This is a genomic window from Sphingomonas echinoides, from assembly GCF_029623395.1.
GTDB classification, from domain to species: domain Bacteria; phylum Pseudomonadota; class Alphaproteobacteria; order Sphingomonadales; family Sphingomonadaceae; genus Sphingomonas; species Sphingomonas echinoides_A.
The window spans coordinates 400,734-423,326 of the sequence record NZ_JAPYKK010000001.1; the positions used below are offsets into that span (position 1 = coordinate 400,734).

12 protein-coding genes are annotated in these 22,593 nt (G+C 65.9%); 7 read left to right on the forward strand and 5 right to left on the reverse strand.

The window, feature by feature from the left end:
* Nucleotides 1-11: 11 nt before the first annotated feature.
* Complete coding sequence (locus tag QBJ92_RS01705) at nucleotides 12-1,667, reverse strand: ShlB/FhaC/HecB family hemolysin secretion/activation protein (RefSeq protein WP_277967932.1); 1,656 nt, start codon at nucleotides 1,665-1,667, stop codon at nucleotides 12-14.
* 226 nt (nucleotides 1,668-1,893) lie between these two features.
* Between QBJ92_RS01705 and QBJ92_RS01710 the strand changes: the two genes are divergently transcribed.
* Nucleotides 1,894-3,462, forward strand: a complete 1,569-nt coding sequence (locus tag QBJ92_RS01710) for a FecR family protein (protein WP_277967933.1) — start codon at nucleotides 1,894-1,896, stop codon at nucleotides 3,460-3,462.
* A 294-nt stretch (nucleotides 3,463-3,756) separates the two neighbouring features.
* Here the strand turns inward: QBJ92_RS01710 and QBJ92_RS01715 are convergent, their stop codons facing one another.
* Nucleotides 3,757-6,261, reverse strand: coding sequence for a sulfite reductase flavoprotein subunit alpha (locus QBJ92_RS01715; RefSeq protein WP_277967934.1), 2,505 nt, complete (start codon nucleotides 6,259-6,261; stop codon nucleotides 3,757-3,759).
* Between the two features lie 145 nt (nucleotides 6,262-6,406).
* Between QBJ92_RS01715 and QBJ92_RS01720 the strand changes: the two genes are divergently transcribed.
* Together QBJ92_RS01720 and QBJ92_RS01725 are read left to right on the forward strand one after the other, a co-directional pair.
* Nucleotides 6,407-8,503, forward strand: a complete 2,097-nt coding sequence (locus tag QBJ92_RS01720; protein ID WP_277967935.1) for a TonB-dependent receptor — start codon at nucleotides 6,407-6,409, stop codon at nucleotides 8,501-8,503.
* Between the two features lie 379 nt (nucleotides 8,504-8,882).
* On the forward strand, nucleotides 8,883-9,281 hold the full coding sequence (locus QBJ92_RS01725) for a hypothetical protein (RefSeq protein WP_277967936.1): 399 nt from the start codon (nucleotides 8,883-8,885) through the stop codon (nucleotides 9,279-9,281).
* 222 nt (nucleotides 9,282-9,503) lie between these two features.
* Here QBJ92_RS01725 and QBJ92_RS01730 read toward each other — a convergent pair whose 3' ends face one another.
* Nucleotides 9,504-12,503: a glycosyl hydrolase family 28-related protein gene (locus QBJ92_RS01730; protein ID WP_277967937.1), complete on the reverse strand. Its 3,000-nt coding sequence runs from the start codon at nucleotides 12,501-12,503 to the stop codon at nucleotides 9,504-9,506.
* A gap of 47 nt (nucleotides 12,504-12,550) precedes the next feature.
* A complete protein-coding gene (locus QBJ92_RS01735) occupies nucleotides 12,551-12,799 on the reverse strand; it encodes a helix-turn-helix domain-containing protein (protein ID WP_277967971.1) in 249 nt (82 codons plus the stop codon).
* A gap of 269 nt (nucleotides 12,800-13,068) precedes the next feature.
* Between QBJ92_RS01735 and QBJ92_RS01740 the strand changes: the two genes are divergently transcribed.
* Both QBJ92_RS01740 and QBJ92_RS01745 read left to right on the forward strand, forming a co-directional pair.
* Entirely contained in the window at nucleotides 13,069-14,421 is a 1,353-nt protein-coding gene (locus QBJ92_RS01740; RefSeq protein ID WP_277967938.1) for a GntP family permease, read from the forward strand.
* A 40-nt stretch (nucleotides 14,422-14,461) separates the two neighbouring features.
* The gene (locus QBJ92_RS01745) at nucleotides 14,462-15,139 is read left to right on the forward strand and encodes a FadR/GntR family transcriptional regulator (protein WP_277967939.1); all 678 of its coding nucleotides are present in this window, start codon (nucleotides 14,462-14,464) and stop codon (nucleotides 15,137-15,139) included.
* Here the strand turns inward: QBJ92_RS01745 and QBJ92_RS01750 are convergent.
* The gene (locus QBJ92_RS01750; RefSeq protein WP_431358347.1) at nucleotides 15,136-15,681 is read right to left on the reverse strand and encodes a gluconokinase; all 546 of its coding nucleotides are present in this window, start codon (nucleotides 15,679-15,681) and stop codon (nucleotides 15,136-15,138) included. The genes QBJ92_RS01745 and QBJ92_RS01750 overlap by 4 nt on opposite strands.
* A gap of 161 nt (nucleotides 15,682-15,842) precedes the next feature.
* Between QBJ92_RS01750 and QBJ92_RS01755 the strand changes: the two genes are divergently transcribed.
* The gene (locus QBJ92_RS01755; RefSeq protein ID WP_277967940.1) at nucleotides 15,843-18,917 is read left to right on the forward strand and encodes a glycosyl hydrolase family 28-related protein; all 3,075 of its coding nucleotides are present in this window, start codon (nucleotides 15,843-15,845) and stop codon (nucleotides 18,915-18,917) included.
* Nucleotides 18,918-19,047: 130 nt separating this feature from the next.
* The gene (locus QBJ92_RS01760; RefSeq protein WP_431358348.1) at nucleotides 19,048-22,038 is read left to right on the forward strand and encodes a TonB-dependent receptor plug domain-containing protein; all 2,991 of its coding nucleotides are present in this window, start codon (nucleotides 19,048-19,050) and stop codon (nucleotides 22,036-22,038) included.
* Nucleotides 22,039-22,593: the final 555 nt, after the last annotated feature.

The following is a 22,593-nucleotide window of genomic DNA, read 5'->3' on the forward strand; positions in this document are numbered from 1 at the left end:
CGCCCCCCGCATCAGAACACCCGCGCCAGGCGGAACGACACGCGCGGATCGCGATTGCCCGTGTCGAATCGGTCCCGGTTGAGCGGCAGCGCGACTTCGAGCATCCCGCTCAACCGACCGCGGCTGACGCGCGCCCCGGCCGCAGCGGAGAGCAACGCACCGCCACCAGTGCCGCCGCGCAAATTGGCGACATAGCCCCCGTCGACCGAGGCGTAGAGCTCGACCCGATCGACCACCGGTGCGGCGACATGGCCCAGGTCGAAGCGGATTTCCCCCGATCCCAATACGCCATTGTCCCCGGTCCGCTCGGCATAATCATACGCGTGCCCGAAGCCCGGCCCCCCGACCCCGAGTTCGAAGGTCGCCAGCAACGGCCGCGAGGCCAGCTGCGCCTCCGACCCGAGCGCCAGGCTGACCTTGCGGGACAAGGGCGCGACCCATTCCGCCGCGTAGCTGACGACGACGAACCGGGCATCGCCGTCGCGCCGCGAGATCATCGCGTCGCCTTCGTGCGATACACCCGGCAATGGAAGTCCATCGGTAACCCGCAAGCCCCCGCGCAAGATCCCCGCCCCCGCGCGCATCGTCCCGTTGACCGCGCCGGTCAGCGTCGCAACCGAATCGCTCCGCAACGGAAAGTCGCGCAGGGTCTGATCGCTGCGAAGCCCGCGAATCTCGACGGTCGCCCACAGGCTATGTTCGCGCGACCGAACTATCGGCTTCGAATAGAAGACGCTCGCGTCGACCGTCTCTCCGGTCACATCGAGCGGCGCCAGGGAGGCACCGGGATTTGCCAGACCGTAAGACGCCGACAGCGACAATGTGGCCCCGTTCGCATCGACCGGCGCGGTATAGCGCCCGCGGACGAAAACGAATTCGGATGGCTCGATTGGCGTGTTCGCCAGAATCAGGCTCGCCTCGTCCCCCGCCGTCAGAAGATGCCGCGCATTGCCGATCACGGTCGTCCGGATCGGACCGACTTCCTTGCTGCCGCGATTATCGACTTGCGCGTACGCGCTCAGGCGATCCTCCTCGATCGTCACCAGCAGGATCCCGAAGCCGTCTTGGCGGAGATACTTGCTCTCCTTGACCGTCACCCCCGGAATATCGCCAACGAGCAGGATCGCGCGCTCCAGTTCCATGCGGCGGACCGGTCGTCCCGTGACGAGCGCGCGCGTCAGGATGCGATCGGCAAGCGCATTGGCATGGCCGATGACCCGCACCGCCGTAAGCGCGCCCGCATCCAGCCGAACGTGCAACACGCCGTCCGCCATCGCTTGCGGTTCGATCCACGCACTCGCGAACGGATATCCCGCCTGTCGTGCGACATCGGCAACCGCGCGGGACAGTGCCTTCAGATCGTCGCTCGAAAGATTACGTCCGATATAGCCGGCCAGCGAATTCCTGAAGCGGGCGCGCGCGATTTCATCGCCCCCCTCGACGACAATCGCGCGGGCCAGTCGCGGTGCGATCTGCGGGTCCGACGGAACCGATCTCGGGCCGGGGGCGACGACGGGATTGTCGCTGGGCATCGTCGGCGCGGGGCGCGGCAGGCTTCGCGAGATGATCGAAGGGTCCGCGCGATTGAGCTGCTCCTGTGCCTGCGCGGCGCCCCACGGATACAGCACGGCCGCCCCGCCGGTCAGCACAGTTTTCCCAAAACGCATTCGAAATCCTCCAGCCTCTATCGGCTGGTTAGGGAGCAAGCCTTTGCAAAAGGTTAGTTTCTTCGATGGCTAACGCGTGATTAAGCGTGCGCTTGAACGTTTTGAACAGGGCCACGCGCTACTCGATCCTCGTGGATGAGAGGGTATTGGGATGCGTAAACGGTTGATCGCGCTTTTCGCTGTGGGGTGTTCCTCGACTGCGATGGCTTCGGGCCCGGGTTGGACGGTGAGCGAAACGAGCGGCCCGGTCCAGATCGGCCATGCCGGTCTCAGCAAGGTGGCGACGCGCGGTCTCGGGATCGCGGCGGGAGACACGGTGAAGACGGGTCCCGGCGGTCGCGCGGTCCTGGTGCGCGGATCGGAATATATGATGGTCGCCGCCGCCTCGCGGCTCCGGTTGCCAGCGGAAACCGCGCCGACCGGCGTCTCGCAGGTGATCCAGGAAGTCGGCAACGTCGTCTTCATGATCAAGAAGAAGATGACCCCGCATTTCGAGGTGAAGACCCCGTATCTCGCCGCCGTGGTCAAGGGCACGACCTTCTCGATCGGCGTGTCCGAAAAGGGCGCGTCGGTTCAGGTGCTCGAGGGCGCGGTGGACGTGGCGACGCCCGACGGCGGCGCGCATGATCTGTTGCGCCCCGGCTCGGTCGCGGTGGTCGGCGCACAGGATTTGTATCGCATGCGGGTGGATACCGCCGGGGTGAGCAAGATCGTGGCGTCGCCGGCTGCGCCAGCCGACGCTGTCTCCGCCGGCCCCATCGCCGCAAGCGCACCCGCACTGGCAGCCTCGGCGGCGCCCACCGAGACAGCGGCGATCGACGTGACAATCCATGAAGCCCCGGTCTCGCTGGCGGCAATCACCAACGGGTTGGTCGGCGGCACGACCGGCGGCGCATCCGACCTGACCGAAGTCGCGGCGGTCACGCGGACCGTTACCGAAGCCTCGACCTCGGCGCTCAAGACGGTCGCCACGGTCAACGCCGCGATCGCGGCTGGCACAGCGAATACGCTCGCGACCGAGATGGCCAGCAATCAGGCGAATGCAGCGCAAATGGCGGCGCAAGCCAGGTTGGCAGCGGACCAGGCCGCGCAGCTTTCCGCGCTGAACGCGCAACAAGCCGCCGCGGCGACGGCGCAAGCCGCTGCCGACCGCGCCAACAGCGAGGCGGCCGCCGCTGCTGCGAAAGCGGTCGCGGACGCGGCAGCCCAGGCGGCCAGCGAGGCGGCGGCCGGTGCAGCGAAGGCGCAATCCGACATATCCGCAGCCGCCGAAGCGCAAAGGAACGCCAGGGCGGCCGCCGACCAGGCGGCCAAAGCGGCAGCGCAGGCCGCGCTGGAAGCGGCGAACGCCGCGGGAAATGCTGCGGCCGAAGTTGCGGCACAAAAAGCCGCCGCAGACGCAGCAAAAACCATGGATGATCTTGCCAAGGCCAATGCGGCCGCGGCGCTGGTGGCCGCCGAAAAGGCAGCCAAGGATGCAGCGAGGGCCGCGTCCGATCAGGCCGCAATCAAGGCGGCACAAGACGCCGCCCACGCCGCCAACGAGGCAGCCAAGGCCGCTGCCGATCAAGCTGCCAAGCAGGGTGAAGGCGCGTCAAAAGCTGCGGCCAACGCTGCGGCACAGATCGCCGCAAACCTGGCAAAACAACAACAGGAAGCCGCAAAGGCCGCAGCGCAAGCCGCAAACGAAGCGGCATCCGCCGCAGCGGCGGCTGCGAAGAACGCTCAAAACACGGTGAGTACGATTGTATTATCGACGTTGAACGCGCTCACGGGTCTCTTCAAAGGGAAGTGACCGCAATCTCTGGGAACGGTTCCGCAGTTATGCGCAAGCTCGTCGGCTTGCGTATGGTCGCGTTACGCGCCCCGTTCTTGGGCCGACGCCACGCAACGACATGCGAAATCGGTCTGTCTCTAACGGTTTCACAGGATCCCCTTCAAGGTCGGCAGCGAACACAATGTCCTACCCGCGGGTGTTGCTCCTAGAGTGGTCGTTTCTGCGGGTTGGGTGCCACGGGGTCGAGTAGCCGGGACTGATCTCCCGGTTCTCGGCGTCCGTTAGACGAAGGGATTGTCACTGGCCCGCCGGTCAGTACACGTCGCGTCGGTATCGACCATCTTCGGCAAGGCGATCGAGTCGCTCGGCGCCGATGATCGACACCAACGCGTCGTGAACACCTTGCGCCATTCCCTCGAGGCTACCGCAGACCATGACCGTCGCGCCCGCGTCAATCCACGCGCGAAGCGCCGTCTCCGCTTCATGGACCAGGTCCTGGACGTAGCGGCCACAATCCACGTCGCGCGAATAGCAGCGGTCCAGCCGAGCGAGCGTCGCATCCGCGAGCCAGCCGGTCAGCTCGTCGTCGAAATACCGCTCATGCGCGGCGGTGCGTTCGCCGAACAAGAGCCAATGCCCACGGCGCCCGGCATGCGCCTGTTCGCGCAGGTGCGCGCGCAAGCCAGCGATGCCGGTGCCGTTCCCGATCAGGATCAGTGGCGTCGCGTCACGATCGTCGGTGCGGAAGCTCGGGTTGGGGCGAATCCGCAGCGGCGTGGCCGATCCGAGCGGGAGATACGCGGTCAGCCAGCCCGACCCGGTGCCCAACCGACCATCGGCGTCCCGCACCTGTCGCACGACGAGGTCGAGCGTCCCGTCCGCAGGGATCGAGGCGGCGGAATATTCGCGGATCGGCAGGGGGCGCAGTTTCGCGTCGGGCGGCAGCATCACGGTCATCAACGTTTCGCGCGCGTGCGTGGCGCGCGTGAGGACATCGCCGTCGTCGGCTTGCGCGGCGAGCAGCGCATCCACCGTCGCCGGCGCGTTGCACGGCTGCACCTCGACGATGTCGCCCGCCGCCCAGTCCATCGCGGAATCGACCGGCGGCTCGAAGCGCAGATGATAGGCCTTGAGCGCGTCGCTCCCCGGATTGAGGTCTACGCGTTCGACGAGAGTCCAGTTTTCGAACGCGGCGGCGGTCTGGCCCCGCGTTCCCGCGAGGGCGCCGAGCTCGTGCAATTGGCTTGCCCAGCACGCCCCGGCTTCGGCATCGTTCCGGTCCATGGCGATCATCGCGAACAACGGCCTGGCTCCGGCACGGGCCAGCCACGACTCCACCGCGCAGCCGTAGCCGCAGAAGTCGGGATATTCGCGGTCGCCAAGCGCCAGCACGCCGTAAGCGAGATGGGCGAGATCAGGGTCTTTCCTCCCGCGCAGCATGCGCGTGGTGAACCCGCGCGCCATGTCGGGCGGCTCGCCATCGCCATAGGTGCTGACGACGAAGAGCGCTTTCGTGGTCGTGGCAAGCAGTTCGGGCGTGACCGCGCCGACCGGAACCACCTGCACGCGGACTCCGCCCTGACCGAGCGCCTGCGCCGCGTTGCGGGCGAGAATTGCCGCCGTACCGGTCTGGCTGGCATAGGCGATCAGCAGATCGCCCGCACTTTGCGACGCAGGAGATTGCGCTTCCAGTGCCCGCGCCGCGCGCGTCCGCTTGCGCCGCGAGAAATAGAGCAGAAAGCCGGTCACCGTGAACAGCGGCATGGTCAGGCTGGTCATCAGCATCACGATCCGACCGGGCAAGCCGAAGAACGCGCCACGATGCAGTTCGAACATGCTTTGCGTGACGATCGTGCCGAGCGGCCGACGGTCGTAGAAATCGCGCTTCTTGAGCTTGCTCGTCCCAGGAACGTAGCTGTAGCGGTCGAGCTGGCGCAGGTGGCGCGCGTCGGCGCGGCGCGCATCGAAGGTGATCGCCTGCATCGGCTGATGTGGCGGCGGGCGGGAGATACGCACCCAGACGTAGCGGTCGCCCGTCACAGCGCGGAAGTTCGCCCAGGCGGGATCGATGGCGGGGCGCGGCGCGATGCCGCCAGCGGCCTTGTGCATGCCGTTGCCGTCCTCGCCGCCAGCCTTCCCGGTCAGGGCATAGGTCACGCCGCGACTATACCAGTCGTAGCTCCACCAAAGGCCCGTCAGCGCGCTCAGCAGGTAAAAGAGCAACACCCAGGTGCCGATCACGACATGCAGGGCGCGCCACAGGTTGCGGCCGGTCTTGCGCAAATCCAGCACCAGCCACGCGCGCCAGTCCAGCGCACGACGCGGCCAGCGCAGATAGAGGCCGGAGAGCGCGAAGAAGATCAGTGCGATCGCGCTCGCACCCGTGATCTGGCGGCCGATCCCGTTGCCGCCGCCGGGCAGCGCCAGCCAGCGGTGCAGGTCGTCCACCGTATCGAAGAAAGCCGCGCCCGCGGGCTCACCGAGCCAGCGCCCGGTCGCCCGGTCCGCCCGGCCCTGTTTACGGTCGTGCCCCGCGTTCGCGGTAAGACGGACCGCATGCGAGCGGTCGCGCGGCACTTCCCAGTCGAGCCGACTGACATAATAGCCCGGATTGTCCGCCTGCACGCGTGCGATCACCGCGTCCGGTGACAGGTCTGCGCGCACCGGCACGCCGGGCGCGTAGAGGCGCGGCGACAGGGCCTCGCTGATCTCGTCCTCGAAGCTCATCGCCGCGCCGGTGACGCCCATCACCGCAAGCACGATCCCGGCGGTGATGCCCAGAAACCAGTGGATCTGAAAGAGTATGCGCTTTGTCATTGACGGTCCGTTTGCCTCGAAGACCACGCCTATCACGCGAACGCACAAATATGCAATTGCGAGTTAATTGCATTAACAGTAGGGGCCAGCCACAGTCAAAGGGGGTTTCATGGGTTTCTGGTTGGTAGCAGCGTCGGCTGCGGCAATGGCAACGAACACACCGGCAGCGGGTAACGAGGCAGCGGGTGACCGGGTCGCGGGTAACGGGGCGGCGGGTGACCGAGCGGATCAGATCGACCCCAAGCTGGATGAGGAGATCATCGTCATCGGCCGGTTGCCGACGTTCAAGACCGATGTCGTGCAGATCGGCGCGTTCCGTAATCAGTCGATCCTCGATACGCCGGCGACGGTCGCCGTGATCCCCAGGGCGCTGCTCGATGCGCAGGGCGCCACCGGACTCGAAGACGCTTTGCGCAACACGCCCGGCGTCACCCAACAGGCGACCAGCCCCACCACCAGCAACAATTTCGTGTCACGCGGCGTCCTGATGAACGCGCGCACCAACTATCGCCTCAATGGCGCGCTTCAGATCATCAACCTCAGCCCGGTGCCGATCGAAAACAAGCAGCGGGTCGAACTGCTCAAAGGCGTTTCCGCGCTCTATTACGGCATCGCCACGCCCTCGGGCATCGTCAACGTGGTGGCCAAGCGCGCTGGCGCCCACCCTGTCACCAACGCCTATGTCAACGGCGATGTCGAAGGCAGTTTCGGCGGCGGTGTCGATATCGGGCGCACGTTCGGTGACGCGGGGCAGTTCGGCGCGCGGATCAACGCCTATGCGTCGCATGTCGAAACCCCGATCGATGGCGTGAACGGCCACCGCTACCTCGTCAGCGGCGCGTTCGACTGGCAGGCGACCGAGCGGCTGTCGTTCAAGCTTGATGTGGAGCATTATCGCCGCGCGACCGACGAACCGGGCGGCATCGCGCTGTCCGCGTTCCAGTTGCTCGATCATATCCCTGACCCGCACCATCGCTACGCCCCGGTCAATGCGCCCTATCGGACGTGGTCGACCAACGTGCTGGGGCGCGCCGATTACGTGCTGGGCGGGGACTGGTCGATCCGCGTCGAATCGGGGCTGGCGCAATCGCGGCGCCAGCGCAGCCGGGCCGATTTCAGCTTCACCAGCGCCGCCACGGTCGCGCGCGGTGCCGGCCGGATTTCGGGCAATTACACACCCGATCAGGCATATCGCAACGAATATGTCCGCGGCGAAATCGCCGGCAAGGTCGAGACCCTCGGCATTACCCACGACCTGTTGTTCGGTGTGGCCCGCAACCGGCAGGTGCAGGAGGACCAGCATCAAGCCAGCTACACGGCGGTGGCGCAGAACATCAACGATCCGGTCGCGATCGACTTCGGCAGCCTGGTGTTCGCCGCGCCCCGGCTTCAGGCGGGCAGCGTCAACATCGACACCGGGATCTACGCGATGGATATCGCGGATGTCGGAGAGAAGGTGCTGTTGATCGGCGGCGTGCGCCGCGTGCTGTACGACACCGCGGACTCGACCGGCAACTACCGGATGACGGCGTGGACCCCGACCGGGGGCGTGGTGTTCAAGCCCACGCCGACATCCAGTCTCTATTTCACCTATATTGAGGGTCTGGAAAGTGCCGGCACCGCCCCCGCCGGCACCGCCAACGAAGGCGACGTCCTCGCGCCCGTGCTCAGCAAGCAGATCGAAGCGGGCGCCCGGATCGAGGTCGCCGGCGCGTTGGCGAGCGTCGCTTATTTCCACATCGATCGCGGCCTCAGCTATACCGACAGCAGCAACGTCTATGTCGTCAACGGTCGCGCGATCCACGAGGGCGTCGAAGCATCGTTGCAGGGAAATCTGACGCGGCAACTTTCGGTCGCGCTGTCGGGCCAGTATCTCGACGCTACCCAGCGCAATACCGGCCTCGCCGCGCAGAATGGCAAGCGGGTGGACAACACCCCGCAATGGTCAACCTCGCTCTTCGCGCAATATCGCCCGGCCGCCCTCCCCGCGCTGGGTGTGAGCGCCGGTATCTATTATACAGGCCTGCGCTACGCCGATGCGCGCAACCGGTACGCGATGCCCGGCTACACGACCTACAGCCTCGGTGCGGACTATAAGATCCGGCTCGCCGATGCGCGCGCGCTGACCTTGCGCGTGAATGGCGATAACATCACCAACACACGCTATTGGTCGACGGGTGGTTCGGTGTTTTACGTCGGCCTCGCGCGGCAGGTCCGCTTCTCGGCAAGCATGGATTTCTGACCCGGCGCGGCCCCAGAGCGAAAGGTGCCGATCGCGCGACGGTGTTTTGCAAGCGCATGAATGATCTTCGAAAAAGCGCGGCATTTGCGCGCCGGGCAGCAAATACAAATCGCTTGTCGCCAGTCTCTTCACAGAGCCTGAAACAGATCGCGCCGCTCACATTAATAAGTCTTAACCCTGATTTCGGCCCGGATCCAAAGGGCAATCTGCCAACAGTGCAATTGATTACCAGCTTTCTCGCAAATCCTATAAAGAAGAAATAGAACATGGCGAGCAAAGACGGAATCGACCGGTTCATTAATGCTTCGGCGCGGTGCTCGTTCACCCTTCCGGCACTCAAAGCGAAGGGACGACCACCATTTCACGCGTAGCAGGCCTCGTGCTTCAATTAACCCTCCTGATCGTTGCGATCGGCCTCGTCGTGGTTCTTCACGATGGTGTCTGGGCATCGGACACCATCGTGATATGGACAGCGGTGGTCGCGGCGGTCCTCTCGCTCATCGTCATTTCCCAGATCTGGATGGTGTTGAAGAGCTCGGAACGCGCAAAGATCGCGGAGCGCGGGAAGCGACACGAGAGCAAAAAGCGCCCCCCCAGCAACCAGCGCCAGGTACCGCCAGCCGCCAGAAAAGAAAACGCGGTGAACCATACGCAGCGCTTCAGAGGGTTGATGATCGCGCGCGAGCAGGCAAAGCGGGAAAGCGAACGAGAAGAAAGCCGTCTTTTGAATATCGAGGCCGATATTCGCATCATGAACGAAACGAAGAGCAAATGGTAAACAGGCCGCCGCCCGCAGTCTTCGGCGACCGCGGCAGCGCCCCCCCCTACCGGTAGCGGCTCAAAATGACGTGAACCGCTCCTTGTCTGTCGGAGGCTCCAACTCCTGACGAGGTGAAGCTTCGGTCGTTCACAGGCCTCTAACCGCTTCCCGAAACTGCACGACCGTTCCCCGCACCGCCCCCGCCCGTCGCGCGGCAGCAACCATCACCCGGCGGTCCGCTTAGATCCCAACCGAGTAGAGCGCGTGGTGCGCGAGGATGAACAGCGTGCGCTTGTCCGGGCCGCCGATCAGCACCTGGAGCGGCCGCTCGGGAACGTCGATGCGCCGCACTTCACGGCCGTTCTTGTCATAGACCCATACCTGCCCGTTCGCGACATAGAGGTTGCCCGTGGAATCGCGTGCCACGCTCTCGCCGCCGCGCGGTGCCACGACGCGCAGGTCGCTAAGCGCACCGCTTGCCGCCACCTGGCCGCTGTAGGTCAGGTTCTCCGAGCCGTTGGTCAGGGTGACACGCTCGCCCGCGCGCGCGGTTACCAGCCCGTAGCTGTCGAGCGTATCGGACCAACGCCAGCCCTGGTGATCGTCCGGCCCCTGGTTCCACACCCGGAACGCGGGGATCGCGACCGAGCCGTCGGGCGAGACATAGGCCTGCCGCTTCGGTTCGCCCATCTTGCTGGTGAAGAAGCTGGAGAGCGGCGGATATTCGTACGTCTTCTGGTCGATGCGATCCGCGAACTCGCCGTTTGCCCAGACGTTGACCGGGAGCGCGACCGCGCTGCCAGCGCGAGGCGCGGTGGCGGCGATGGTACGGACGTCGTCGGGCGCCTTGGGATCGATGCTGTAGACCGTGCCGTCACGCCCTGCGCTCGACAACACGAGCAGGCGGCCCGACCGGTCGACCGTCAGGTTCACCGGGTCGAGCGTCGCCTGGCTGACGGTGGTGAGCCCCTCCGACGACGACCAACCGTGGATGCGCTGATGGAACCGGTCGATGAAGTAGAGCTTGCCTCGCGCATCGACCGCACCGCCCGCGATCGAATAGAAGCCATCGGCCAGCTTGGTGACGCCAGGCGTCACCGGAACCCCCGCGACCGTCGCCGGGCGCGCGCTGGCGGCGGGCACGTCCAGCTTCGCGAACTCGCGCTCGCGAACTTCCTGACCGGACGTCAGGTCCTTAATGGCGTTTTCGAACGGATATTTGCTCGCGCGAACATAGGTGCCGCACCCTTCGGTGTCGCAATGCGCATAGGCGCTCTCGGCGTTTACATGGACATTGCGGAAGCGGATGTCGCCCGAATTCACCAGCCGCACGGCGGTGTCCATCGGCTTGGCGGTGCGGGTGACGCGATAGCCGTGATAATTGGCGAACAGGATGTTGCGGCTGTTGTGGAACTCGGTCGAGACCGCATACACGCCGTCGCGCACTTCCTGCTCGGTCTGCGGCGCCAGGAACTCCCAATTCTCGACGTTGCGCAGCACGATCTCGTTCTTGAAGTGATGCTCCGCCGACAGCTCATAGACGTGCCCCGGAGTCTTGGTGTCGCTCACCGAGAAGCCGGTGGAAGCCAGCCCGTTCGGGGTCCAGATCGCGGCGAAGGTGCCGCCGCCGCCGTCGGTGACCGAGATGCTCGCCTGCTGCCCGTCCCAGCGCGCCTCGGGGTCGATCCCGCCGCCATGCGCTTTGCCATTGGTGTAAACGACCGGCCCGTGGATTCGCACGTCGTTGATCATCGACCGCTCGCCGGCGCGCCAGATGATGTTGGAGGCGCGCGGGTTCACGCCCCCGGCATAGAGCCCGAGGCCATAGACAACGGCGTTGCCGCCCTTCGCACTCTCGACCATCGCCTTGGCCCCGCCGACACCGGCGAAGGCCGGGGTGTTATCCGGCAGATAAAGCTGGGTCTGGTTCGGATGCAGCGAAATCAGCACGCTGTCCGGCCGGAGTTTGAGCGTGTCGGTGATGCGGTATCGGCCGGTCGGCAGGTAAACGACGCGGTGCGCATTGACCGCACGCTGGAGCGCGGCGGTGTCATCGGTCTGGTCGTCGCCCTTCGCACCGAGCGTGCGGGCATTCGCCCACTCGCTGACCGGCGGCAGCAGCGGGAGCGCCGGCGCCTGCGGCGGTGGGGTCGCGCCAAGCGGAGTCATGGTGATGTCGGTCGCGACCTTGCCCATTTCTCCGATGCGAGCCACTTTCAGCCCATGCGAGAAGTCGCTGACGCGCCACCCGGTGCCCTTGCCGGGAATCGTCCGCCCGCTCTCGCGGAATTGTGCGAACACCGGGGTGTTCACCCCGACCGCATTGTCGAAGCCGATCTGGGTGAAGGCGCTCTGTTCGCTCGAGATGACGACGCCCGCACGGCTGACGTTCTCGAACCGGACGTTCTTGCCCCACAATGAATCGGAATAGCCGCGGTCGATCTCGATCCCGACCGGGGTGTCGCGCATCGTAACGTTGACCAGCGTCAAATCGACTTCATGCTCGCGGATCGCGGCGTCACGCTGTCCGGAGAACTCCGAATCGATCAGCGTGAATTGCCACGCAGGCGACGTCTTCTCGGTCACGATGCCGTAGCGACCGCCGAAGAAGCGCAGATTGTCCGCCTCGTTTCCCGCCTGATAGATCCCGGCGAAGCCCGAACCGAGGCGGAAGTCGACATGCCGCAGGAAACCGTGCTGCGCGACCCGAAAGCGCACCGCAACCGCGCCCGCATTCCCGTCGCCGATCTCGAAATCGACGTTCGCCAGCGCCGAATAGAAGGTGGTGGAAGTCGCGTCGAAGGTCGTGTCGCTGAAGGGCACGCTGGTGGGTGGCGGCACCGGCGGCTTGCCCGCGCGATACTGGTCCTCGCCCGTAAAGCTCAGCATCGCACCGATGCCCTTGGCGTAGCCAGGCGTGTTGTTCCCGAGAAGGAGCACCGGGCGAGTCGGTCCGACACCGAACATCCGCACCCCGGAGCGCAGGAACACGGTTCGCGAAATCCGGTAGCGGCCCGAGGGGAGGAAGACGACGCCCCCCCCCCCGCGCTGCCGGTCTGCCGCGACGGCATCGATCGCCTGCTGGATGGCGGCGGTATCGTCCACGCGCCCGTCGCCAATGCCCTTTACCGTCACGGCGCGGGGATCGTCGGGTGCGGTCAGAAAGACCGAGGTCGATTGTGCCAAGGCAGGGACGGGCGCAAGAACGAGCGCGATCAACAGCAGGCCGGACGCCTTCATGGGAGTGCTCCGTAATATGAGGGGCGGTGCGACCGCTGGAGAGAAAATCAGGCGCCGTGGAGCATCAACGATTCCGCCGCGATCGCCACCTGTGTGCGATTGTGCACGTTCAGCTTGCGCATCAACGCCGTCATGTGCGCCTTCACCGTCGCTTCCGCGATGCCGAGGTCATAGGCGATCTGTTTGTTGGCCTGTCCGGAACGAACGCCGCGCAGGACCTTGACCTGCTTCGGCGTCAGTTGCACCGACATAGCGTCGTCACACGCCGGCGACGGCGCTGCGGCGAGCGCTACCATTGCCCCCTGACTGGTTCCCATCATACCATCCTCCCTCGTCTCTCAAAACCTGACGTGCCGTCGTATGGGCCGACAGGGGTGTCCGCCATGCTCCGGTTGATCCGGAATCGGTTGGACAGATTTTAGTATGTTCGACTACGACGGGCATGTTCAAGCCCTTTTTTCCGTGTATTCTCGAAATCTGTTGGACAACTTGGGCCATGAGAGCGCCCACGTGTGCCAGGGGGGAGGATAGTGGTGTCAAAGCTGAATATCTGTCGGCGCGCCTCGTGACCGGCGGCAGTGATCTGCAGCTTGTGGCGGCGGCGATTGCCGGTATCGCGCTTGCAATCGTACTGATCGTGCGCGGACGCTTGCACCCCTTCATCGGGCTGCTGTGTGGCGCCTTCGCCGTCGGGTTGTTCGCCGGGATGCCGCTCGCCGACACAGCGAAGGCGGTGCAGAAGGGTGTCGGCGACATCGTCGGCGGCACCGGCCTGGTCGTCGCGCTCGGCCTGTCGCTCGGTGCGATGCTGCACCTGTCGGGCGCGGCGGTCGCGCTGGCGAGCAGCGCGCTGCGCATCACGGGTCCGCGCGCCGCACCTTGGGCGACGCTCGGCATTGCGATCGTCATCGGCTTGCCGCTTTTCTTCGAAACCGGACTGGTGTTGCTGCTCCCGATCGTAGTCGCCGCCGCCAAGGAAATGGCCAGCGGCAGCACGTCCGCCGATCGAGACGCTGCAAAGCTGCGCCTCATCATGCCCGCGCTCGCTGGTCTGGGAGTCGTGCACGCGCTCGTCCCGCCGCACCCCGGCCCGCTGCTCGCGGTCGAGGCGTTGGGTGCGAACCTCGGTCTCACCATGCTGTACGGCGTGATGATCGCGATTCCGATCGCGGTGCTCGCCGGCCCCGTGCTGGCCCGCGTCGTAGCACCCGGCATCCGTCTGACGGAGCCGGTGCTGAGCGAACCGGTGACGGATCTGGTCGCCCCGTCGCATAGCCGCGCGCTGTTCATCGTCCTGCTGCCGATCGTGCTGATCGCCTCGGGCGAGTTGGGCAAGCTGATCCCAGGGCTGGAAGGCTCGGTTATCCTCGCCGCGATGGCAAACCCGGTGCTTGCCCTGCTGATCACCAACCTGCTCGCGCTGCCCCTGCTGTTCGGGCGGCGGATGAGCGAGGCGGCGATTCAGGAGTCGATCTGGCACGAAACGATGGGCGCGGCGGGCGCGATCCTGCTGGCGATCGGCGCAGGCGGTGCGCTGAAGCAGGTGCTGGTGAGCGCAGGCCTCTCCGATCTGCTCGCGCGCGTCGTCATGATGTACTCGATCTCGCCCTTGCTGCTCGGCTGGCTTGTCGCGGTCGGCATCCGGCTTGCCGCCGGCTCGGCAACGGTCGCCACGATTACGGCGGTCGGAGTGATGCCCGGCGTCGTTGCGGCGTCGGGCGCCTCCCCCGAACTGGTCGTGCTGGCGATCGGTGCGGGATCGGTGTTCTTCAGCCACGTCAACGATCCGGGGTTCTGGCTGGTAAAGGGCTATATGGGTACCAGCACCGCCGATACGTTCCGCACCTGGTCGCTGCTCGAGACGGTCATCTCGGTCGCCGGCCTCGCCATGGTCGCGGGGCTCAGTTACATCATATGACCGGTTCCGCTGTCGATGCGACGATAGAGGACACGCGCGCGTGAAGGCGGAAAGGCTCGCGGATCGCGCCTATACGGCAATCGTCGGAATCATCACCGACGCGGATCTTTCCCCCGGCGACCGGCTGCCGTCGGAGGCGCGGCTGGCGGAAACGTTCGGCATGTCGCGCACCATCGTTCGCGAAGCATTGGTGCGGCTCGCCGCCGATGGCATCACGGAGGCGCGCCGTGGCGCCGGCTCCTATGTCACGCGCTGCCCGTCCGAACGGCTCGGTGCCTATATGCCGCTCGACGGGCTGGCGGCGACGCTCGGCACCTACGAAGTGCGGTTCGTGGTCGAAGCGGAGGGCGCGCGACTGGCGGCGCTGCGCCGCTCGAGCGATGACTTGGCGTTGATCGAAGGGCGCATGACGGCGCTACGCCGGGCGCTGCTGTCGAGCGCACCCGCGCATGACGAGGATTTTCTGCTGCATCGCGCGATCCTCGAGGCAACGGGCAATGACGCCTTCGTCGCGATCCTCGATCAGTTGCAGGACAAGGTCATGCGCATCCTGCGCGCCGGCGTGGACATTTCCCGCACGCGTCCGCCGCACGTGATCGAGGCGATGACCGATGAACACGCTGCGATCGTCGACGCGATCAGGACGCAGGACGGTGACGGTGCCGCGCTGGCGATGCGGTGGCACCTGTGGCAGGGCCGCAAGCGGCTGATGCCCTAGGCAACGATCTCGCTCCGCACCCGGTGCAGCACCGCATCGCGCAGTTTCTCCACCGACCAGGACCCAGGCAGGATCAGCGCGCGCTCGTCCGGTCCGGGCCGTTCGAGCGCGTCAAACTGGCTGTCGAGCAGGCTGGCAGGCATATAATGGCGCGTGCGGCTGGCGAGCCGCGCGGCGATTTCGTCGCGCCCGCCGTCGAGCAGCACGAACAGCAGCGGCACACCCGCGGCATGCTCCAGCCGATCCCGGTAGCTGCGCTTCAGCGCCGAGCAGGCGGCGACCGCCTGCCCCTCGTCGCGCACCGCCGCGCCGATCGCCGCGCCGAGTCGATCGAGCCACGGCCAGCGGTCCGAATCGTTGAGCGGGTGGCCCGCCCGCATCTTCGCGACGTTGGCCGCGCCGTGGAAGTCGTCTCCCTCGAACGCAGCGCAGGCCAGGTGAGCCGCGAGATCCTGCATCAGGGTTGATTTGCCACAGCCGCTCACCCCCATGACGATGATGGCGCAACGCGGCAGGGCAGCGGTGATCGACAGCGGTGGCACGGTCTTCTTCCTGGCTTTCGCCCTAATCGCAGGGCTCGGCCCTCGTTCCGTCGCGGTAGTGCCCGCTGCCGCGCGCGGTGACCATCGCGACCTTTGTCGCAGTCGCACGCGCAACGCACCATGCCTAGAAGGTTGCTACGCGCGATGAACGGGGACGATTGATGGACATTTTGGCGAGTACGATCCGGCGTGGGGTTCTGGTCTCCGTCCTGCTCCTCGGCACCCCCGCCACGGCGCAGCCTGTCCGCGCGGTATCGGCGTTCGAGACGGCGCCGAACGATCCGCGGGCGATCACGGTCAAGGCCATCGGAGACGGCCGCGTCGACGACAGCGCCGCGATCCAGCAGGCACTCGACGCTGCGGCGGCGAAGCCGGGGGGCGGAATCGTCTTCCTCCCCGCGGGACGGCACCGCATCACGCGCACCCTCTACATCTGGCCGGGCGTGCGCCTGTTCGGAGTCGGGCGGACGCGGCCCGTGCTGCTGCTGGCGCCGAAGACACCCGGTTTTCAGCAGGGCGTCGGCAGCATGGTGTTCTTCGCCGGCAACAACCCGCGCGGCACCACGCTCGACAATTGGGGCAACCCGATCAAGAACGCGAGGGTCGTTCCGGTCCCGCCCCCCACCAGCGTGCCGTTCGATGCCAGCATCGCCGACGCCAATTCGGGGACCTTCTACTCCGCCCTCTCCAATGTCGATTTCGAGATCGGCGCGGGAAATCCGGCCGCGACCGCCGTGCGCCAGCACACCGCGCAGCACACCTACCTCGCCCACATCGACTTTCGCCTCGGCGCCGCGCTCGCCGGCATCTACCAGGTCGGCAACATCGGCATGGACTTGCGCTTCTTCGGCGGCCGCTACGGGATCCTCGCGGAGAAGACCTCCCCCGCCTGGCAATACACCCTGCTCGACGCGACCTTCGACGGACAGCGCGATGCCGCGATCCGCGAGCATGAGGCGGGGCTTACCCTGGTCAACACCGTGATCCGCAACACGCCGGTCGGGATCGACATCGATCGCGGGTACGGCGACTCGCTGTGGGGCAGCGACGTGCGGTTCGAGAATGTTTCGCAAGCGGGCGTCGTCATCGGCAACGAAAACTCCGTTCTCACGCAGATCGGCTTCGCCAACGCGCTGGCCAGCAACACGCCGGTGTTCGCCCGCTTCCGCGACAGCGGTCGCACGGTGGAAGGACGGGGCAAATCGTACCGCGTGGCGGAGTTCACCTACGGTCTCACGCTCGCCGGGCTCAACCAGCCGGGCACGTACCAGACACGCCTGACCGCGGCGGCGATCGCCAGGTTGCCGAAGCGACGCGACCCGGCGATCCGCGCGCTACCGCCCGTGTCCGCCTGGGTCGACGTGCGCACGCTTGGCGTGAAGGGCGACAACAGCACCGACGACACCGCCGCAATCCAGCGGGCGATCGACCGGAACCGAGTGCTCTACTTCCCCGCAGGTTTCTACCGCGTCACCAACACGCTGAAGCTACGGTCCGACAGCGTGCTGATCGGGCTGCATCCCGGCATGACGCAGATCGGCCTCCCCGATGACCTGCCCGATTATCGCGGCGTCGGTTCGCCCAAGGCGATGATCGAAAGCGCGAAGGGCGGCGACGCGATCGTCAGCGGCTTCGGCCTGTCCACCGGCGGCATCAATCCGCGCGCGACCGCCCTGCTGTGGCGTGCGGGCGAACGCTCGCTGGTCGATGACGTGAAGTTTCAGGGCGGGCACGGCACCACGCTTGCCGACGGCAGCCGCTTCGACCCGTACAACGCCAACCACACCGCCGACGCCGATGTCAGGAAGCGCTGGGACGGCCAGTTCGCCAGCCTGTGGGTCACCGACGGCGGCGGCGGCACGTTCAACGGGCTGTGGACGCCCAACACCTACGCCAATGCCGGACTCTACGTCTCCGACACCAGCACGCCCGGCTATGTCTACGAAATGTCGGCCGAGCATCACGTCCGCGCGGAGATCGTGCTGGACCGCGTCCGCAACTGGCAGTTCTTCGCACCGCAGACAGAGGAGGAGGCGGGCGAAAGCCGCAACGCGATCGCGCTGGAGGTGCGTAATGCGCGCAACATCCTGTTCGCCAATTTCCACGGCTACCGCGTCACGCGCTCGATCCAGCCCGCACCGGCGGCGGTAAAGCTTTACGGTTCGACCGACATCCGCTTTCGCAACGTCCACGTGAATGCAGAAAGCGGCTTCTCGACCTGCGACGCGGCGGGCTGTGGCACCTATCTCCGCGCAAGCAAGTTCCCCTATGCCAATGCGATCACCGACGTGACGCGCGGCGGCGACGTGCGCGAGCGGGAGTTCGCGGTGCTCGACATCACCGATGCGACGACCGCGACCCCGGCGACGCCATCGATCGCACCCGTCAGCAAACTGGCCGACGGCTTCTACTCGATCGGCGGCGGCGCGGTGGATGCGGGCGGCAAGCTCTACTTCATCGACCGGCAAAATCAGCGCATCCATCGCTGGAGCGACAGCGGACGGCTGTCGGTGGTTGCCGATGCGCCGCTCGATGCGGTGAACCTGGCGGTGGACGCGTCGGGCACGCTGATGGTGCTCTCGTCCGACGGACCGGAAGGCACGGTCTATGCGATCGATCCCGACACGCCGAACGCGGTACGCCCGATCGTGCCGACCGCGGTGCGCGACCGGTCGCTGGCCCGCGTAGCGCTGCCCGGCAGCTTCTGGAACAACGGCGAGTTCCGCGACCAATATGATCCGAAGCGCGACCACTTCACGACGCTGGCGGAAATGTTCGCGCGCGACGTGGCGGTGCCCAAGCCGCGCGAATATGTCTCCCCGGATGGAAGCCTCGTCCTGCCCGCCTATCGTGTTTGGCAGCAGGGCCCGGTCAACCAGCTCGGCTGGCGTTTCTCCGACACGCTCGACACCTATGGCTGGGTGACCGGTCGCGTCGGCGATCGCATCCATCTCGCCAACGCGTCGGAGAACCGCACCTACACCGGGCTGCTCGGGCAAGGCGGATCGGTGCGCGACCTCAAGCCCTTTGCGCAACGCGGCGGAGAAAGCGTGGCGACCGGTGCCGACGGCCGCGTCTATGTCGCGAACGGTAACGTGTTCGTGTACGACGCCGCTGGTCGCGAGATCGGCCGGATCGACGTGCCCGACCGACCGCTCCAACTGCTGTTCGGCGGCGAGGACAAGCGGACGCTGTACATCCTCACGCATCATGCCCTGTACGCCGCACGCCCCTGATACGACCTGCCCGCGATGGCCGCGACTAAGGTCGTAGATGTCGGCCCGGCGGCTATCCGCTACAGCCAATTCAACAGTGCGGGCCCGTGCAGGCGACGTACCGATCAGCATAAATCTTGGGGGATGGATGATGTACCGCTTTTCGTCTGATCGCTGCCGCCTCGGCACCGCGTCAAGCCTGTTTGCCCTGGCCTTCGGGCTGGTCGCGTCGCCGGCTTTCGCGCAGACATCACCGAATGTCGCGACCGCCGCCCCGCAGGAGGCACCTGGCCCGCTCCCTGCCGCGCCCGTTCAGTCGCAGGCGGAGGACACGTCCGACATCACGGTCACCGGCAGCCGCATCATCGCCAACGGGTTCAACGCGCCGACGCCCACCACCGTCATCGGTGCGGAGCAGATCGCCAACAACGCGCAGCCGAACATCTTCAACACCATTCAGCAGTTGCCGTCGCTTCAGGGCTCGACCGGTGCGTCGACCGGGACCTTCAGCACCTCCAGCGGCACGCAGGGGCTCAGCTCCTTCTCGCTGCGCGGGCTCCAGCCGATCCGCACGCTGACGCTGCTCGACGGACAGCGCGTCGTTGGCGCAAACGTGACCGGCGTGCCGGACATCAGCATGTTCCCGCAGCTTCTCGTGAAGCGCGTCGACATCGTCAACGGCGGTGCATCGGCGTCCTACGGCTCGGACGCGGTCGGCGGCGTGGTCAACTTCATCACCGATACCCGCTTCAAGGGCTTCAAGGGCAACGTCCTTGGCAGCATCACCAACTATGGAGACGACGAGACCGCGCTCGTCCAGGCAGCCTATGGTACGTCGCTGTTCGGCGATCGCCTGCACCTCATCGTCAGTGGCGAATACGACCATGAAGGCGGCGTCGGCCCGGGCAATTACGGCACCGACCTCGCGGGCAGCCGCGATTGGCACCGCGCCTCGACATTGCTCAATTCCGGGATCACCAGCGGCCCTGGACCGCAATTTACCTACGCCGATTTCGCGCAGCCGTATCAGTATGCGAAGTACGGCCTGATCAACAACGGTCCGCTCCAGGGCATTGCGTTCGATCCGAACGGTACGCCGGTCAATTTCAACTACGGGTCAGGCGGTCGACCGCTCGGCAACGGGCGCGTATCCAACTGCTATCCCGGCAATGCCTTCTGCGTCGGCGGCGACTTGTCCGGCGCACCGGGTTCGAGCGCGTCGCTGAAATCCAAACTCGAGCGGATCAACGGCTATGGTCGGCTCGGGTACGAATTCGCCCCGAACAGCGAGATTTACGGCACCGTCAACATCGCGCAGGTCCGAACCAGCAACCAGCCGAGCCCGGGATACAACCGTCCCAACCTGACGGTACAATGCGCCAACCCGTTCCTGCCGCAGGCCATCCGCGATCGGTGCTCGACCGCAGGGATCACGTCCTTCAACCTCGGCACGAGCAACGGCCAGCTTCCGAACCAGCTCGTCCAGACCGATCGCGACCAGTACCGCTTCGTCATCGGCGCCAAGGGGGCCTTCGACCTGGGCGGATCCAACTGGAACTATGACGCTTACTATCAGCATGGCACGACCAAGGTCGCCATCGACGTCGATCGTATCGTGCTGCAGCCGCGCTACGTCGCCGCGACCAATGCGGTACTGCTGAATGGCGCCGTCGTCTGCGCCGATCCGGCCGCGCGTGCGCTCGGTTGCCAGCCGATCAACATCTTCGGCAACTTCGCCCCGAGCCAGGCGGCGCTGAACTACATCATGCCCCAGGCCGGCCCGCTGCAGCGCACGACGCTGAAGCAGGACGTGGCGAGCCTCAACTTCTCCGGGCAACCGTTCGACCTGTGGGCGGGTCCCCTGTCGGTGGCATTCGGCGGGGAGTACCGGCGCGAATTCTACAAGGTGCGCGGCGACGCGTACGGCGCTGGCGTAACCGACATCAGCCCGAACAGCACATTATACCCCGCAGATCCGCTGCTGAATTCGGCGCAGGGCAGCAACTGGGCCGCGGGCAATTACAAGAACGGTACTGGCGAATATCACGTCTATGAAGGCTTCCTCGAGCTCAATCTGCCGCTGTGGAACAGCGACGGCTTCGGTCGCGCCAACCTGAACGGTGCGGCGCGCGTGACCGACTACAGCACCTCGGGCACGATCTGGGCGTGGAAGGTCGGCGGCACCTGGAGCACGCCGGTCGATGGCCTCACGCTGCGGGCCGTCACGTCCCGCGACGTCCGCGCACCGAACCTGTCCGAGTTGTTCGCCGCACCGACCGTAACCACGCTGCCGAGCTTCAACGATCCGTTCCGCAACGTCGCGGTGCAGGTCTTCCAGAATACTGTCGGCAACCCGAACCTCCGGCCAGAAACCGCGCGCGATACCGAACTCGGCATCGTCTATTCGCGCCCGTCGTGGCTGCCCGGGCTCAGCCTGTCGGTGGACTATTATCAGATCAAGCTCAGCGGCGTCGTCTCCACGCTTTCGCCCGATCAGATCGTCCGCTTCTGCTTCGAGGGGAACCAGGCGTTCTGCGGCGGCTTCCAACTGGACGGCGCGCAAGGCACCAACTTCGTCAACGTCCAGCCGTTCAACCTGGCATCGTGGAAGACGAGCGGCTTCAACCTGGAGGCGAGCTACCAGTGGAAGGCGCCGCTCGGGCTGCCAGGCACCTTCACGGTGCGCGCGCTTGGCACGCATGTCCGCGAATTCATCGTCGACGCCGGGATCGCCGGTGTCGCAAAGCGCGATGATGCCGGTGCCAACACTGGCGCCATCCCCAACTGGAAGTGGCTGGCGACGCAAACCTATGACAGCGGCCGCTTTACCCTGCTCGCACAGGAGCGTTGGTTCTCGGACGGCGTGTTCAACAACAACTACGTGGTCTGCCAGACGGATTGCCCGGTCTCGACGGGCAATTTCAATACCGTCAACACCAACCGGATGAAGGGTGAGTTCTACCTCGATCTTGGCGCGTCGTTCAACATTACCGACAAGATCAGCCTGTACGGCAAGGTCGACAACGTGTTCGACAACGATCCGACTCCGTCGCCGCAGACCAACACCGGTCTCGACGTCAATCCGGCGCTCTACGAGACGCTTGGCCGGATCTACCGCGCCGGCGTCCGCTTCAACTTCTGACGCCCCCCTGCTGGGGAGCATTCGGGCAGGTTCGGCCCTCCGCCGACCTGCCCGTCCCGCTTTCTGCGCGGCACGCCCTGCATGCCACGCCCTTCCACTGGCCGATCGAAGGCAACGCCGCGCAGGACGCGGCCGCTATTGCCGGATCGCCCCACTGATCATCGCAACCGTGGCAGCGCCAAGTTCGCGCCGGAAGACCTGCCCACCGCCGAGCCGCACGTCGTGCATTCGGGCAAGCTCAACCGCGTATCATCCCGCGAGGGCCTCGGAGCCGTTCGAGGACGGTCGATGGAGATAGGCAAGGGGGTCGGTCGCATCGTTCGGTTCGAAGTTCAGGCTGCGGAGCCGCTCTGTGCTGCAAATATGATGTCCTACAGCTCGGTGTTGCTTATAGGATGAGCATTCGTATTGCGGAGTCCGGAGCGTGTATGCTCGAGCGCTTCGAGCAATCGAAACCGCGTCGTTCAATGCGCCCGAAAATGCGGTTTTCGGGCGACGAAGTGACACCGATCGGCAGCAAACGGCTTGAGACTGGCGGCGATCCGGCCACGAACA